The organism is Paenibacillus sp. PK3_47 (assembly GCF_023520895.1).
Classification (GTDB): domain Bacteria; phylum Bacillota; class Bacilli; order Paenibacillales; family Paenibacillaceae; genus Paenibacillus_AQ.
Window position 1 is genome coordinate 5,970,700 of sequence record NZ_CP026029.1, and the last position, 15,157, is coordinate 5,985,856.

The following is a 15,157-nucleotide window of genomic DNA, read 5'->3' on the forward strand; positions in this document are numbered from 1 at the left end:
ATGTTTTTTTTAATATTATTATGGATATTATGTATCCGGGAAAGGCGGTTCACATGAAAGGACATACCATGGAGCGCAAGCTGGACGCAGTAATTATCGGAGGCGGACCCGCAGGGTTAAATGCTGCACTGGTGCTGGGGCGGGCCAGAAAAAATGTAATTGTAATCGATGATATCCAGCCGCGCAACTGGGTAACCCGGGAGACTCATGGCTTTTTGACACGGGATGGTGTTAGTCCGGCAGAGTTTCGCCGCGCAGCCCAGGAGGAGATTGGAGCGTATCCTTCAGTACATTTTGTGACAGATTCGGCGGTGTCGGTGTCGGGGGCAGACGGAGATTTTCAAATAACAACAGCACAGGGACAACTCTTTCAGAGTAAAAAGCTGCTTTTTGCAGTGGGGAAAAAAGATGCCCCGTTAACTATTAACGGGTTGGACGCCGTGTATGGTAAAAGCGCCTTTGTGTGCCCTTATTGTGACGGCTGGGAGCTGCGGGATCAACCGCTGGCGTTAATTGTTAAAGGGGCTAATGCTGTGCATTTGGCTTCTGTGATCCCGGGATGGAGCAGCAACTATACTATCGTTACCAATGGTCCTGACGAAATGACGGAAGAGGAACGCAGCGAGCTGAAGAGACATAATATCCCTGTGTATGACTCCCCGATTGTACAGATCGAATCCGATGACGGTATTGTGCGGCAAATTGTTCTGGAGGATGGTACGGAGATTTCGTGCAGGGGGATATTTTTTGCGCCTCAGCTTGTTGCGGGATCGGAGCTGCCGGCCGCTTTGGGCTGCAGGATGACTGATACGGGATCGGTGTTTGTAGATGAATATGGCAAAACCAGCGTTCCCGGTGTCTACAGTGCCGGTGATGCGGCAAGTGAAAAGTATCAGGCGATTGCTGCTGCCTCGTCCGGTGCGTTAGCCGCAATAGGGATGAACAGCGAGCTGCTTGCAGAGGCTTGGAAAGCAAAAGGATGATTTTTACAAAGTGTACGGCAACCTGTATAAAAAATAAAAGCAAAACAGCGTCTCCTCAGCTTCATTGGATTCGCTGTTTTGCTTTTTGTCAGGGTTTGCTGAAGCAGATGACTTCTTATTTTCACATTGATGAATAAATAAACATTTCCACTTCCGCCGCAGTCACTGCCCTATCCGGATTGGAATTGTCGATTGTTACCACATGGGAAGATGGCAGGGGCCAAGCTACAGTGCGGCTTTTAAAAGCAGAGCGGAAGATGTCCCAGTTCTGAAATTTCCAATCATCGAGCGGGGAGTGTCTGCCCTCTATGCGTTCCCTGAATAATCCTTCATTAGCCAGAGTGACAAGGACAACTTTGACCTCTACATCCTGGAGCGTAAGCCCGATCCGTGCCAGTTCATTGTCTATCCAATGCGGGTCTGCGGCTTCCTTGGTGAACGGACCGACCACAAATATATCACTGCAAAGACCGAGATTATCCAGCGCAGCGTCCATCGTAATCCGGTAGCCGAGGTCCCGGCAGAGCTTTTTGTATTGGTCTGAGTCCCTGTCGGACGGGTCCAGTCCATGCATCGTCATTATAGCATCGGCTGCAGGGCGCAAAAGAATGTCCATGTCGAGCACAGCTGCGGTGCGCCTGGAGGCGACGGCTTTGGCCAGGGTAGTTTTGCCTGCTCCGGCAGGTCCGAGGAAAAAGATAAGTTTGTTCATTGCAGAACGCTCCTTAAATAGAGATACGTGTGATGCAGACCCGTCTATCGTATCATTTTTGGATCTGTTTGGCCCGTTTACCTCTGAAGTAATGCATTATACTCGGTTTTTCGAGTACAATTGGCCCGTTTACCTCTGAAGTGACGCTATATACTCGGTTTTTCGAGTACAATGGGTTCGTTTACCTCTGAAGTGACGCAATATACTCGGTTTTTCGAGTACAATGGGTTCGTTTACCTCTGAAGTGAAGCAATATACTCGATTTTTCGAGTACAATGGGTTCGTTTACCTCCATAGTGTTGTATTATACTCGGTTTTTCGAGTACATTTGCCGCTCCAGCCGATAGAGAGTGTAAGCATTATAAAATTCCCCTGCTACGCTCTCCCCAAAGTGACCACACGCATAACCCCTTTCCAGAAAAGCTGTATATTCAAATTATAAGAATCTGCCGCTATAACTTTCAGAATTTGATTCAAATCCTCCTTTTGAATTGGTGCCCATTATAGAATGAGGTTGCTGATAAACATTATCAATTAGGAGGACATGAGAGATGAACAATACAGAAATCAGGATCGCCAGGGATACGTACTGGGTAGGCAAAATTGACAACCGTGAGGTGCCGTTCCACCGCCTTATCCTTGCAAAAGGAACGACATATAACTCTTATTTACTCAAAACAGGCAAGCCGACTGTGATCGATACCGTAGATATGGAATTTGGCCGGGAATTTGCGGAACGGATGGAGCAGCTGATGGATCCGCTGGATATTGCCTACATTGTCATTAACCATACTGAACCTGACCACTCCGGGGGTCTTGCGGCTCTTGCATCACGGGCGGCGAATGCGACGATTGTCTGCACAGAGATTGCCGTACCCGAGCTGCAGGAAATGTACAAGCTGCATGCCCGTAATTTTCTGGTGGTGAAGGATGGGGATACGCTGGATATCGGCGGAAAAACGCTGCTGTTCAAAGAAACGCCGTACCTTCATACCGCAGAAACGATGATTACCTATTGTGTGGAGGACAAAATACTGTTCCCTTGCGATATATTCAGCACTCATGTGGCGGTGGAGAAGCTGTTCAGCGATGAGGCCGGATTCGATATTACTGACGACTTCAAAGGCTACTATAACGCCATTATCCATCCGCACAGAAGATATGTCAGAACACTGATTGAAGCTGTAAAAGATCTGGACATTCAGATGATTGCCCCTTCGCACGGGTTCCTGATCCGGAAAGATGTCCGCAAGTATATTGATTTGTACGCTGAATTGAGCCGTGAAACGACGCAGGGCAAAAAGGCAGCCGTCGTGTACACGACACTCAAAAACAACACCAAAAAAATGGCCGGTATTCTTCAGAATACGCTGCAGGCGAACGGAATCGATACCGAAGTATGGGATGCAGATAAAAGTGATATGGCAGCCATTCTCGACAGCGTCAGCGCGGCGGATGCCGTTTTCATTGGAAGCTCGACCCGCTACGCAGATATGATCGGCAACCTGGAGCCCCTGCTGAAGGAGCTGCAAAATATGAATCTGGAAGGCAAGCTCGCGGCAGCGTTCGGCTCTTACGGCTGGAGCGGTGAAGCCATCGAAGTCATTCAAGACTACCTGAACGGTACGAATATGACCGTGCAGAGCACTTCTGATGTGATCAAATCCACCGGCATGACGCATGTCGAATTTCCGATCCGGGTCCGTTTTTCTCCCAAAGAAGCAGAGAAGACGCAGAAGATTAAGAATGCCGCTGATTTTGTCTCCGATTTGCTGCTGAGCTCGTTCTAAGGGGGAGCCGAGAAATGCACAGACATTATGTAATTGTCGGCAGCGGAGTTGCTGCAGTTCATGCGGCCAAGGCAATCCGCGATCAGGATGCGGAATCGGAAATCACTATTTTTGGCGAGGAAAAGCACCTGCCGTACAACCGGATCAAGCTGACCAAAGGCTTGTTCAGTGATCTGCACAGCGAAAAAGTGCTCATCAAGAAAGAGAAATGGTACCGGGATAACCGGATCGCACTCCAAACCGCAAGCCGCGTTATATCTATTCATCCGGAACGCCAGCAGGTGGAGACAGCGGACGGCAGGCTGACAACCTACCATAAGCTGCTGCTCTGCATGGGGGCGCGGAACCGGGCGCTGGCTGTAGAAGGGGCAGGCCTTAAAAATGTCCATACGATCCGGGATCTGGGCGATGCCGACCTGCTGAAAGCGAACCTGGCTGCAGGACAGCGTGTCGTTGTCATCGGCGGCGGCGTTCAAGGCCTCGAGACAGCCTGGGCATTACATGAGGGCGGTTATCAGGTGTCGGTTGTGGAAGCTGCCCCGCGCCTCATGGCAAGACAGCTGGACGAAGCTTCATCACAGCAGCTGCGGGTCGTTCTGGAACAGTCTGGTGTGCAGGTCAGAACACATGCTGGAGTAGATTCTATTACGGGAACGGAAGCCGTCTCCGGCGTAATCCTGGATGACCAGACCTCAATCCCCTGTGAGCATGTGGTGTATTCGATTGGGATCGTTCCAAATACAGCGCTTGTCAAAGAAACCGGAATCCAGACTCGCGCCGGCGTCATTGTGAACAGTCATCTGGAGACAAGTGCACCAAATATATATGCTGCTGGCGATCTTGCCGAACTGGATGGTCTTGTGGAAGGATTATGGGGCGGAGCGATGGAACAGGGAAAGATTGCCGGCGGCAATATGGCTGCCGAACAGCCTGCTGCTTACCGCAGAGCAACACCGGTTACTTTGTTCAACGTCTTTGGCGTCTCGCTGTTCTCGATCGGAAATACGGATGAAAGCCAATGTGACCAGTCCGTTTCGTCCAATGTTAACGGCGTGTATACCCGTATTTTTATTCGGGACAGCAAGCTGGCCGGTGCAATCTCCTGGGAAGGTGCAGCAGCTTCATTAATCTATAAATCCGCAATCGAGCAGGGGATAAGCCTTGAGGGTATGGATTTGCTTAACAGCAGCCTTGAAGAGATCATGACACTGGTTGAGGCGAGATTGTAATACAAAATTATATATAATAGGAGGAAAAATATAATGAAAAAACACATTTGTCTGCCTTGCGGTTATATATACGATCCGGCCATCGGTGATCCGGATGAGGATGTTGCTCCAGGTACGGCGTTTGAAGATTTGCCGGAGGATTGGGTGTGTCCGGTTTGCGGTGAGGATACAACCCATTTTGCACCGGTAGCAGAAAAAGGGGCCGCTTCTTAGGAAGCCTGCCTTCCACAGCACTGACGAATCAACAAAGGAGGGATCATAATGCCTGAACATTCCTGCCAGAATGCCGCGGAGCCCTGTACCCGCAAAGTACCGATCTTTGCCTCGTTAAGTGACGGGGAGCTGTCGCGGATCAGCGCCATGATCAGACACCGGAAATTTGCCAAAGGCCAGGCGTTAATGATAGAAGAACAGCCGACAGATACCCTGTATATCATCCAGCAGGGGCAGGTCAAATTGTCGAAGATGACGCCTCAGGGCAAGGAGCAGATTCTGCATGTGCTGAGCAACGGAGAGTTTTTTGGCGAGTTGAATATTTTTAACAGCGAAGAGCTGAGCAATTTCAGTGCGTATGCACTGACAGATACAAGCATTTGTATGCTGACCAAAAATGATATGGAGCAGCTGATCCGGGAGAATCCGGATATTACGATCAAGCTGCTGAAGACCGTCTCCAAAAGACTGGCCCACACTGAAAATCTTGCGCAGAGCCTGGCGACCAAGGACCCGGAAATCCGCATTGCCTATATGATTCTGGAGCTGAGTGACAAGTATGGAAAACCGCGTAGTGGTGGGATTCATGTCAAACTTCCGCTTTCGCGCGAGGAGCTGGCGAGTTATGTCGGTGTCACCCGGGAGACGATCAGCCGTAAATTCGCCATCTTTGAGGATTTGGGCATCATTGAGCTGGTAGGCAATAAACAGCTGATTGTCAAGAACCGCCCTTCACTGGAGAAGTACATTGATTAGGCCGTCAGGAGATGCTCAGACTCCATTAACAGTGAAAAGGATCTATGAGCCTGCTGTGCCGAAGGACGGGTACCGGATACTAGTAGACAGACTGTGGCCGCGGGGAGTTTCTAAACAGGAGGCTGCAATTGACGAGTGGATGAAGGAAATTGCTCCAAGCCCTGAGCTGCGCAAATGGTTCAGTCACATACCGGAGCGGTTTCCCGCTTTCAGTGACAGCTATACCCGGGAACTGGAGGAAGACCCGTCACGCGGAGAGCTTGCTGCAAAGATCACTGAACTGGCGCTGCAGCAACAAGTGACGTTAGTCTATGCCGCGAAAGATCCCGTACACAACCACGCTAATGTTTTATATAAATGGCTGCTCACCCGGTAAAAGAACACGGGCCGCTTCCGGATCTCAAATAATCCTGGAAGCGGCCCGTTTATTTTTTATAACAGAACCCACTGATTTCTAACGCAACTCCCGATGGGACTTGCAATGAATTAGTTGCTCTCCAGCTGCAGAGCCGGACCAAAGAACTCATAATGGATTTGCTCTTCTTTCACACCAAGACCCCGCAGCTCGCGGATCATCGCTTCCATGAACGGCACAGGACCGCATACATAAGCATCCCCGGTTACATCTACATAAGACTTAAGGATTTCTCCTGTAATAATGCCGTCCGGACCTCCGGAGAAGAAGGTCTTGAATTTGACGTTGCTCAGACTGGCTGCATGCTTCTCGACATCCTTGCGGAATGCGGCAAGCGCTTCATTCCGTGCAGAGTGCAGGAAGACAGTAGGCCGGTCCGGCGTTACATTCGCTACGGTCTCTAACATACTCATCATCGGCGTAATTCCTACACCTCCGGAGATAAAAGCAACAGGTGTACTTTTTGTGGCATCGAGCATAAATTCGCCGGCAGGCGCACTTACCTCGACAGTGTCTCCTTCATTAACCTGGTTGTGAAGATAGACAGACACGACACCATTCGGGTCATTGGTTTCTTCACGTTTTACGGAGATACGGAATTCATCACGTTTTGGCGCCTGGGACAGGCTGTATTGGCGGATCATGGTATATTTTTCGCCTGGAATTAAAACACGGACTGAAATATACTGGCCTGGCTTGTAGTCCGGTACATTGGAGCCGTCTGCAGGTTTCAGATAGAATGAGGTAATATTGCCGCTTTCCTGAACTTTGCGTGCCACGGTGAAAGGTTTGAAGAAGTTCCAGCCGTTGTCCTGTTCACGGGCTTCTTTATACATGTTGTCTTCGACACCAATAAATGCGTCTGCAATAACACCGTACGCTTCTTCCCAGGCTGTCAGGATTTCATCTGTGGCGGCATCGCCGAGCACTTCTTTGATGGCTTTCAGCAGAAACTCGCCGACGATCGGGTAGTGCTCCGGCTTAATGCCGAGACTGACATGCTTGTGGGCAATCTGGACAACCGCTGGCAGAATGTTCTCCAAATTATCGATATGGACTGCGGCGGCGTACACGGCATTGGCAAGTGCTGCCTGCTGGCGGCCCTGAGCCTGATTGGCATGATTAAATACATTGAGTAATTCCGGGTGGGCTTCGAACAAATTCCGGTAAAAGACTGTTGTAATGGTTGTTCCATGTTCTGCCAATACAGGCGCTGTGGACTTTACAATGTCACGAGTGTGTTGTGATAAAATAACGTTCATCCCCTCTCAATTATTACGAATTTAATATATACTGTTTTTAATCTAAAAGATATATTTAAAATACCACTTTAACAAAATGGACATTATTTATGATATCATTTGTAATAAATATCACTTACTATACACCTGATTGGAGATAAGTATGAGACTGACGTTATATACCGATTTTTCATTGCGTATACTCATCTACCTTGGAGCGAAAAAGCATGATGAGCTGTCAACGATACAGGATATTTCGAACGCTTATGGAATCTCCAAAAATCACCTGATGAAGGTATCGCATGAATTAGGCAAGGCAGGTTACATTGAAACCGTAAGAGGAAGGGGAGGGGGGATACGCCTGGCTCTTCCGCCTGAGAAGATTAACATCGGGGAGGTCGTCCGGCGGATGGAAGATGACTTTTATCTGGTCGAATGCTTCAATCCTGCGGGCGGCAGCTGTCCGATCTCCCCGGTGTGCGGACTTAAAGGCGTGCTGGGCAGAGCGCTCCAGGCGTATCTGCAGGTGCTGCATGAATATACTCTGCAGGATCTATTGATTAACAAAGATGACTTGCGTGCCATTCTGCAGCAGCAGAACGGATTCAGGACTCCGCAAACAGAAGACGTTCCTCATCCCGGCTGTGAATCGCATTTACCACCAGCAGGGCGTGGAACTGGTGAAGTACTTCAGGAGTAAGGCCTTCTTCGGCAAGCAGAACTTTTACATCCTCAACGATGATCCGCAGCAGGTCATGGTCCCGGGTAAGCTTAGCAATAGCGTCCAGCAGTCCGGGGTTCTTTTCTGCCATTTCATGGTAGAATCCGTCTTCCTCCGCATCGGCGTGGCTTAGAATCCGTGTCTCCCAATATTCAATTAAATGCTCGGCGGCCTGGCGTGCGACTTCAAATTCCCGGGCTTCGAGCAGCTCTTCTACTTCCTCGGTTTTACTGACAGCTCCGGACAGTCCGCCCTGATGAATAGCATGATGGGCGTGCAGCTGGCGTAATGAAGGTCCTGGCATGATGGTTCATCCTCTCATTTTTTGACCAGTATAGCATATAACCCAGTAGTGAATTTCCCGGTAAGGAGATCCCCGGACAAGAAAGAGGGAACTCCCTAATGGGCGCCCCTGCTTTTCAAATATACACGGCTTTACCCAAGCTTTTCTCTGTGATGAGAAAGGCTTTTTTGCATTTTGGCCAGATCAAGGGAATTCCCGAGGCGCAATAGGCGTTTCCCTAATGGGAAGTCAGGGCCGGGAGATCCATAATGATATTAATTGAATGATTGCTGTAAAGGAGTGTACGTAACCGATGAAGAAGAAATTCGGCCTTAACTTTTTTAAACCGGTAGAGAGTTATTCGAAAAACTGGTCCATTCTTGAAGAGAAAAATAGAGATTGGGAAAATATGTACCGCCAGCGCTGGTCACACGATAAAGTAGTACGCACTACCCATGGTGTCAACTGTACAGGCTCCTGCAGCTGGAAGGTATTCGTGAAGAACGGAATCATCACCTGGGAGAACCAGCAGATTGACTATCCTTCCTGCGGACCGGATATGCCGGAATTTGAACCGCGGGGCTGTCCGCGCGGGGCGACATTTTCGTGGTATGAATACAGCCCGCTGCGCGTCAAATACCCTTATGTAAGAGGTAAGCTGTGGCGGCTGTGGCAAACGGCGCTTAAAGAGCATGACAATTATGTCGATGCCTGGGCCAGTATTGTGGAGAACCCCGAGAAGGCAAGCGAGTATAAGAAGGCGCGCGGTAAGGGCGGCCATGTCCGCGCAGCCTGGGACGACGTGCTGCGTCTGATCTCGGCACAGCTGATCTATACCATCCGTAAATACGGCCCGGACCGGATCGCTGGCTTTACGCCCATTCCGGCCATGTCGATGGTCAGCTACGCTTCCGGAGCACGGTTTATTTCACTCCTCGGCGGTCAAATGCTGAGCTTCTATGACTGGTATGCGGATCTTCCGCCGGCCTCCCCGCAAATCTGGGGCGAGCAGACGGATGTTCCGGAATCCTCGGACTGGTACAACGCTGGTTACCTGATGATGTGGGGCTCCAATGTGCCGCTGACCCGGACGCCGGATGCCCACTTTATGACAGAAGTCCGCTATAAAGGAACCAAAGTCGTATCCGTAGCACCGGATCTGGCGGAGAACGTCAAATTCGCCGACAACTGGCTGGCACCGAATCCGGGCACGGATGCGGCACTGGCCCAGGCCATGACCCATGTTATTCTGAACGAATTTTATCAGGAACGGCAGGAGCCGATGTTCCTGAATTACGCCAAGCAGTATACAGATATGCCGTTCCTGATCCTGCTTGACCCACATGAAGATGCGCTTAAAGGCGGACGTTTCCTCCGGGCAAGCGATCTCGGTGATGATTCCCAGCACTCTGACTGGAAGCCGGTCATCTTCGACGAAGCAGCCGGTAAAATGATCGTACCTAACGGCACGATGGGGCAGCGCTGGGAAGAGGGCAAGAAGTGGAACCTGATTCTGGAGAATGAAGACGGCAGCAAAGTGGAACCGGCGCTTAGTATTGAGGGCCATGGAGAACAGTGGACGGAAATTGTTTTCCCTTACTTTGATAATGCCGGCAACGGAACGTTCCGGCGGATGATTCCGGTCCGCACAGTGCAGCTGGCTGACGGTACAGAACGTTATGTTGCCACGGTATATGATCTGATGATGAGCCAGTACGGTGTTGCCCGTACAGAAAGCCCGCTGAATGCCAAAAGTTATGAGGATGCATCCTCCCATTACACGCCGGCATGGCAGGAGAAGATTACAAGTGTGAAGGCAAGTGTCGTGGTGCAGATTGCCCGCGAATTTGCCCAGAACGCGATTGATACGGGCGGACGCTCGATGATCATCATGGGGGCAGGGATCAACCACTGGTTCAACAGTGATACGATTTACCGTTCAATTCTGAATCTGGTCGTTCTTACAGCATCCCAAGGTGTGAACGGGGGCGGCTGGGCGCATTATGTCGGCCAGGAGAAATGCCGTCCGATTGAAGGGTGGTCAACCGTTGCTTTCGCCAAAGACTGGCAGGGCCCGGCCCGGCAGCAGAATGCAACTTCATTCTTCTATTTTGCAACAGAGCAGTGGCGTTATGAGGAGAGCGGTACAGATTCACTGAAATCGCCGACCGGCGGAGATGTGGCGTACCAGCATCCTGCTGATTATAATGTGCTGGCTGCACGACTTGGCTGGCTGCCGTCCTTCCCGCAATTTAACAAGAACAGTCTATTGTTTGCAGAGGAAGCCGCGCAGCAGGGCAAGAAATCAAATGCCGAAATCATCAGCCATACGCTGGAAGAGATTAAATCACGGAATACCCGCTTTGCTGTGGAAGATCCCGGCGCTCCGGAGAATTTCCCGCGTTCCCTGTTCATTTGGCGCTCGAACCTGATTTCCAGCTCCGCCAAGGGCCAGGAATATTTCATGAAGCATTTGCTCGGAGCTTCCGACGGCCTGCTGGCTGAGCCGAATGAGGAACAGAAGCCGGAAGAGATTATCTGGCGCGAAGATGTGGAAGGCAAGCTGGATCTGATGGTCGCCATGGATTTCCGGATGACAACCACACCGCTGTATGCAGATGTCGTACTGCCGGCGGCCACATGGTATGAGAAAACCGATCTGTCGTCGACAGACATGCATCCGTTCGTGCATCCGTTCAATCCGGCGGTGAATCCGCTCTGGGAATCCCGGTCCGACTGGGATATTTACCGCCAGCTGGCAGAGGTATTCTCCGATATGGCGAAAAGTCATCTGCCCGGCGTCTATAAAGACCTTGTGGCTACGCCGCTTAACCATGACTCCATCAATGAGATTTCACAGCCGATGGGACTTGTCAAAGACTGGGCCAAAGGCGAAGTGGAAGCTGTTCCGGGCAAAACCATGCCGAACCTGACGATTGTCGAGCGGGATTATACCAAAATTCATGATAAATATATTTCACTCGGACCAAACCTTATGGTCGGAAAAGCAGGCGCACACGGTATCAGCTTCTCAGTCGCTGAAGAATACGAAGAGCTCAAGAAGCTTAGCGGAGTGTATTTCGACGAATCGATCAAAAACGGACTGCCGAAGCTGCAGACGGCACGCCAGGCGGCCGACACGATTCTTCATTTGTCTTCGGCCACCAACGGCTGCGTATCCCAGAAGGCCTACGCTTCTGCAGAAAAGGATTCAGGCGTAGAGCTGCGTGATATCTCGGCAGACCGTGCGGCGGAGAAAATTACGTTCCAGAGCATCACCGCCCAGCCGCGTGAAGTGATTCCGACACCGGTGTTCAGCGGTTCGAACAAGCAGGGCCGGCGTTATTCACCGTTCACTACGAACATCGAACGTCTGGTGCCCTTCCGTACACTGACGGGAAGACAGCATTTCTATATTGATCATGAAATCTTTCAGCAGTTCGGTGAAGCACTGCCGGTGTACAAACCGACGCTGCCGCCGATGGTCTTCGGGCCGCGCGACAAGGAAGTGAAGGGCGGCCAGGATTCACTGGTCCTGAGATATTTGACGCCGCACGGCAAGTGGAATATCCACTCGACCTACCAGGATAACCAGCATATGCTGACCCTGTTCCGCGGCGGTCCGACCGTATGGATTAACAATGAAGATGCAGAGGCACACGGCATTGCCGATAATGACTGGCTGGAAGTGTACAACCGCAACGGTGTCGTCACTGCACGTGCGGTAGTCAGCCACCGGATGCCGAGAGGCACCATGTTCATGTACCACGCCCAGGACAAGCACATTCAAGTACCGGGTTCTGAAATTACGGATACCCGCGGCGGAAGCCATAATGCGCCTACCCGAATTCATCTGAAGCCTACCCAGATGGTCGGCGGATACGCACAGCTCAGCTACGGTTTTAACTACTATGGTCCAATCGGCAACCAGCGGGATGTCTATGTAGCCGTACGCAAAATGAAGGAGGTTAACTGGCTTGAAAATTAAAGCGCAAGTTGCAATGGTAATGAATCTGGATAAGTGTATCGGCTGCCACACCTGCAGTGTGACCTGTAAAACAACCTGGACCAACCGTAAAGGTGCAGAATATATGTGGTTCAACAACGTGGAGACCAAGCCGGGAATCGGCTATCCGAAACGCTGGGAAGACCAGGAGCTCTACAAAGGCGGCTGGCAGCTGCGCAAAGGGAAGCTTGAGCTGAAATCGGGCAACAAGCTGTCCAAGATCGCACTCGGCAAAATCTTCTATAACCCTGATATGCCGGAAATGAAGGATTACTATGAGCCGTGGACTTACAACTATGAACAGCTGACCAATGCCGGCGAGCAGGAGCATTCACCGGTAGCCCGCGCCCATTCCGCCGTAACCGGTGAGAAGATGGATCTGGAATGGGGCCCGAACTGGGAGGATGATCTGGCTGGAGCGCATGTAACCGGTCCGCTGGATCCGAATATCCAGAAAATTGAGGAAGAAATCAAATTCAACTTTGAAAAATCCTTCATGGTATATCTGCCGCGTCTCTGTGAGCACTGCCTGAATCCGAGCTGCGTCGCTTCCTGTCCTTCAGGAGCGATGTACAAACGGGATGAGGACGGGATTGTCCTTGTCGATCAGGAAGCTTGCCGCGGCTGGAGATATTGCATGACAGGCTGCCCATACAAAAAAGTGTACTTCAACTGGCAGACCAACAAAGCGGAGAAATGCACCTTCTGCTTCCCGCGTGTTGAAGCAGGCCTTCCGACGGTATGCTCGGAGACCTGTACCGGCCGGATCCGTTATCTGGGTGTTCTGCTGTATGACGCCGACAAGGTGCTTGATGCCGCATCAACGCCGGATGTGCAGGACCTCTACAAGGCGCAATGTGATTTGTTCTTGAATCCGCATGATCCGGAAATCATCGCCCAAGCGAGAAAAGACGGCATCTCCGAGGATTGGCTGGAAGCTGCCCAGAATTCACCGGTCTACAAGCTGGCGATCGAGCACAAGCTGGCATTCCCGCTTCACCCGGAATACCGTACACTGCCTATGGTGTGGTATGTACCGCCGCTTAGCCCGATCATGAATTACTTTGAAGGCAAGGATTCGCTGAAAAATCCGGATATGATTTTCCCGGCGATCGAGGAGATGCGGACACCGATCCAGTACCTGGCTAACATGCTGACTGCCGGCGATACCGAAACGGTCAAAGAAGCCCTGCAGCGGATGGCGATGATGCGTTCCTACATGCGTGCCAAGTCTTCCGGACAGGAATTTGACCTCAGCCGGCTGGATCGTGTCGGCATGACTGCCCAGCAGACCGAGGAAATGTACCGCCTGCTGGCCATTGCCAAATACGAAGACCGGTTTGTGATCCCGACCTCGCATAAGGAGCAGCACATGAATCCATATCGTGCCCAAGGTTCCGCAGGCTACGGCAACGTTATGGGTGACATGGGCTCCGGCTCCGGCTGTGACGGATGCGGTGCAGCAAGCTCCATCGGTGAGTCCATGAAGACCGGCAAGGATTTGTACGAAGAGAACTTCTACGGAGGGATTTGGCGTGATTAATCTGACCAGACTGTACGATTACAAACCATCCTTCGGATATTTTGCCCTGCAGCTCATGTATCCGGAAAAGCTGGATTTTCATCCGGCTTTTCTGGAAGAGACGTTCAGCAGCGATGGACCGGCTTACAGCCATGTGCATACCTATTGGACATTGATGCAGAAGCTCAGTCTGGATGAAATACAGGAGAATTATGCGGCCACTTTTGACTTCCAGAAGGACTGCGCCCTGTATATGACCTACTTCAAGTTCGAGGATGCCAAAGAACGGGGGCAAATGCTTGCCAAGCTGAAGCTCCTGTATGAAATGTACGGGCTGGAAATGCCGGAAGGCGAGCTGCCGGATTTTTTACCGCTGATGTGTGAATTTCTGTACGCCGCCGAGTGGCTCGGGGATCCGAAAGCAACGGAAAATTTTCGGATGCTGATGGCGATTCTTGAGGATGGCACCTACCACCTGGTCAAGGCGCTTGAACGGCTGGAAAGTCCTTATTACCACCTGGTGAAGGGATTGCGTGAAACATTTAAAGCTTGTGCTGAACAGGAGGCCCTAAGTTAATGAATATGCTAGATCAATTTTTATGGGTCATTTTCCCTTATATGTGCATGGTGGTCTTCATCGGCGGACATATTGTCCGCTACCGCAAGGACCAGTTCAACTGGACGGCCAAATCCAGTGAATTTATCGAAAAGAAACAGCTGAAATTCGGCAGCATCCTGTTCCATCTGGGCATTATTCCGGTTATTTTTGGCCATATTGGCGGGCTCGCTATTCCAAAATCCTGGCTTGAGGCCGTTGGTGTCAGTGATCATCTTTACCACATCGGCGCGGTATATATTGGCGGGATTTTCGGGGCTGCTACCCTGCTGGGGATGCTGATCCTTACTTCACGGCGCTTCACCCTGAAGAATGTCCGCCGGCTGAGCAGCGCATCGGATCTGATCGTCAACTCCCTGCTGCTGTTCATCGTGTTCATGGGGATGTATTCCACGATTGTAACCAATGCCGTACAGCCTGAATTTGATTACCGGGATACCATTTCCGTCTGGTTCCGCGGCTTGTTTATGTTCCGTCCGGACCCGGCGCTTATGGTGGATGTGCCGTTTTCCTTTAAGCTGCATATTCTGTCCGGCTTTGCTATTTTTGCCTTCTGGCCGTTTACGCGTCTGGTCCATGTGTGGAGTGTTCCGTTGAATTATATAGGCAGAAGTTATATCCTATACAGAAGAAATAAATCGAATTAACGGAAAGAGAGCGGTACACTTCT

The 15,157-nt window shown here is 50.9% G+C and carries 14 protein-coding genes; 11 read left to right on the forward strand and 3 right to left on the reverse strand.

Annotated elements, in window-relative coordinates:
• Nucleotides 1-68: 68 nt before the first annotated feature.
• A complete protein-coding gene (locus C2I18_RS26090) occupies nt 69-983 on the forward strand; it encodes an NAD(P)/FAD-dependent oxidoreductase (RefSeq protein WP_249902252.1) in 915 nt (304 codons plus the stop codon).
• Between the two features lie 121 nt (nt 984-1,104).
• Here the strand turns inward: C2I18_RS26090 and C2I18_RS26095 are convergent, their stop codons facing one another.
• Complete coding sequence (locus C2I18_RS26095) at nt 1,105-1,695, reverse strand: P-loop nucleotide/nucleoside kinase family protein (RefSeq protein WP_249898617.1); 591 nt, start codon at nt 1,693-1,695, stop codon at nt 1,105-1,107.
• A 551-nt stretch (nt 1,696-2,246) separates the two neighbouring features.
• Between C2I18_RS26095 and C2I18_RS26100 the strand changes: the two genes are divergently transcribed.
• Genes C2I18_RS26100 through C2I18_RS26120 form a run of 5 tightly spaced genes read left to right on the forward strand, consistent with a single transcriptional unit; the run spans nt 2,247 to nt 6,059 of the window.
• Nucleotides 2,247-3,485, forward strand: a complete 1,239-nt coding sequence (locus tag C2I18_RS26100) for an FprA family A-type flavoprotein (protein WP_249898618.1) — start codon at nt 2,247-2,249, stop codon at nt 3,483-3,485.
• Nucleotides 3,486-3,499: 14 nt separating this feature from the next.
• A complete protein-coding gene (locus tag C2I18_RS26105; protein ID WP_249898619.1) occupies nt 3,500-4,714 on the forward strand; it encodes an NAD(P)/FAD-dependent oxidoreductase in 1,215 nt (404 codons plus the stop codon).
• A gap of 33 nt (nt 4,715-4,747) precedes the next feature.
• Nucleotides 4,748-4,927: a rubredoxin gene (gene rd / locus C2I18_RS26110; protein WP_249898620.1), complete on the forward strand. Its 180-nt coding sequence runs from the start codon at nt 4,748-4,750 to the stop codon at nt 4,925-4,927.
• A gap of 48 nt (nt 4,928-4,975) precedes the next feature.
• Complete coding sequence (locus tag C2I18_RS26115) at nt 4,976-5,683, forward strand: Crp/Fnr family transcriptional regulator (RefSeq protein WP_249898621.1); 708 nt, start codon at nt 4,976-4,978, stop codon at nt 5,681-5,683.
• Nucleotides 5,684-5,714: 31 nt separating this feature from the next.
• Entirely contained in the window at nt 5,715-6,059 is a 345-nt protein-coding gene (locus tag C2I18_RS26120; protein WP_249898622.1) for a DUF488 domain-containing protein, read from the forward strand.
• Nucleotides 6,060-6,169: 110 nt separating this feature from the next.
• On the opposite strand, the gene hmpA is transcribed toward C2I18_RS26120, so the two are convergent.
• Nucleotides 6,170-7,351: an NO-inducible flavohemoprotein gene (hmpA, locus tag C2I18_RS26125; RefSeq protein ID WP_249902253.1), complete on the reverse strand. Its 1,182-nt coding sequence runs from the start codon at nt 7,349-7,351 to the stop codon at nt 6,170-6,172.
• Between the two features lie 151 nt (nt 7,352-7,502).
• Between hmpA and C2I18_RS26130 the strand changes: the two genes are divergently transcribed.
• A complete protein-coding gene (locus C2I18_RS26130; RefSeq protein ID WP_481857845.1) occupies nt 7,503-8,039 on the forward strand; it encodes an RrF2 family transcriptional regulator in 537 nt (178 codons plus the stop codon).
• Here C2I18_RS26130 and C2I18_RS26135 read toward each other — a convergent pair.
• Nucleotides 7,945-8,364, reverse strand: coding sequence for a hemerythrin domain-containing protein (locus C2I18_RS26135; RefSeq protein WP_249898623.1), 420 nt, complete (start codon nt 8,362-8,364; stop codon nt 7,945-7,947). The two genes, C2I18_RS26130 and C2I18_RS26135, sit on opposite strands and share 95 nt — an antisense overlap.
• Nucleotides 8,365-8,656: 292 nt before the next feature.
• Between C2I18_RS26135 and C2I18_RS26140 the strand changes: the two genes are divergently transcribed.
• From C2I18_RS26140 to narI, 4 genes are read left to right on the forward strand one after another with little or no spacing between them, the layout of a single operon-like run.
• On the forward strand, nt 8,657-12,331 hold the full coding sequence (locus C2I18_RS26140; RefSeq protein ID WP_249898624.1) for a nitrate reductase subunit alpha: 3,675 nt from the start codon (nt 8,657-8,659) through the stop codon (nt 12,329-12,331).
• Nucleotides 12,321-13,892 (forward strand): nitrate reductase subunit beta, encoded by a 1,572-nt coding sequence (gene narH / locus C2I18_RS26145; protein ID WP_249898625.1) that lies wholly within the window; start codon nt 12,321-12,323, stop codon nt 13,890-13,892. Before C2I18_RS26140 ends, narH begins: the two co-directional genes overlap by 11 nt.
• Complete coding sequence (gene narJ, locus C2I18_RS26150) at nt 13,885-14,448, forward strand: nitrate reductase molybdenum cofactor assembly chaperone (RefSeq protein WP_249898626.1); 564 nt, start codon at nt 13,885-13,887, stop codon at nt 14,446-14,448. The genes narH and narJ overlap by 8 nt, the downstream gene beginning before the upstream one ends.
• On the forward strand, nt 14,448-15,134 hold the full coding sequence (gene narI / locus C2I18_RS26155; RefSeq protein WP_249898627.1) for a respiratory nitrate reductase subunit gamma: 687 nt from the start codon (nt 14,448-14,450) through the stop codon (nt 15,132-15,134). Before narJ ends, narI begins: the two co-directional genes overlap by 1 nt.
• Nucleotides 15,135-15,157: the final 23 nt, after the last annotated feature.

Excerpts from the sequence above, each read along its gene's own strand:
- C2I18_RS26135 (WP_249898623.1), bottom strand. The coding sequence starts at position 8,364 with ATGCCAGGACCTTCATTACGCCAGCTGCACGCCCATCATGCTATTCAT.
- C2I18_RS26095 (WP_249898617.1), bottom strand. The coding sequence starts at position 1,695 with ATGAACAAACTTATCTTTTTCCTCGGACCTGCCGGAGCAGGCAAAACT.
- C2I18_RS26090 (WP_249902252.1), top strand. The coding sequence starts at position 69 with ATGGAGCGCAAGCTGGACGCAGTAATTATCGGAGGCGGACCCGCAGGG.
- C2I18_RS26140 (WP_249898624.1), top strand. The coding sequence starts at position 8,657 with ATGAAGAAGAAATTCGGCCTTAACTTTTTTAAACCGGTAGAGAGTTAT.
- C2I18_RS26100 (WP_249898618.1), top strand. The coding sequence starts at position 2,247 with ATGAACAATACAGAAATCAGGATCGCCAGGGATACGTACTGGGTAGGC.
- C2I18_RS26130 (WP_481857845.1), top strand. The coding sequence starts at position 7,503 with ATGAGACTGACGTTATATACCGATTTTTCATTGCGTATACTCATCTAC.
- C2I18_RS26115 (WP_249898621.1), top strand. The coding sequence starts at position 4,976 with ATGCCTGAACATTCCTGCCAGAATGCCGCGGAGCCCTGTACCCGCAAA.
- C2I18_RS26105 (WP_249898619.1), top strand. The coding sequence starts at position 3,500 with ATGCACAGACATTATGTAATTGTCGGCAGCGGAGTTGCTGCAGTTCAT.
- rd (WP_249898620.1), top strand. The coding sequence starts at position 4,748 with ATGAAAAAACACATTTGTCTGCCTTGCGGTTATATATACGATCCGGCC.
- narI (WP_249898627.1), top strand. The coding sequence starts at position 14,448 with ATGAATATGCTAGATCAATTTTTATGGGTCATTTTCCCTTATATGTGC.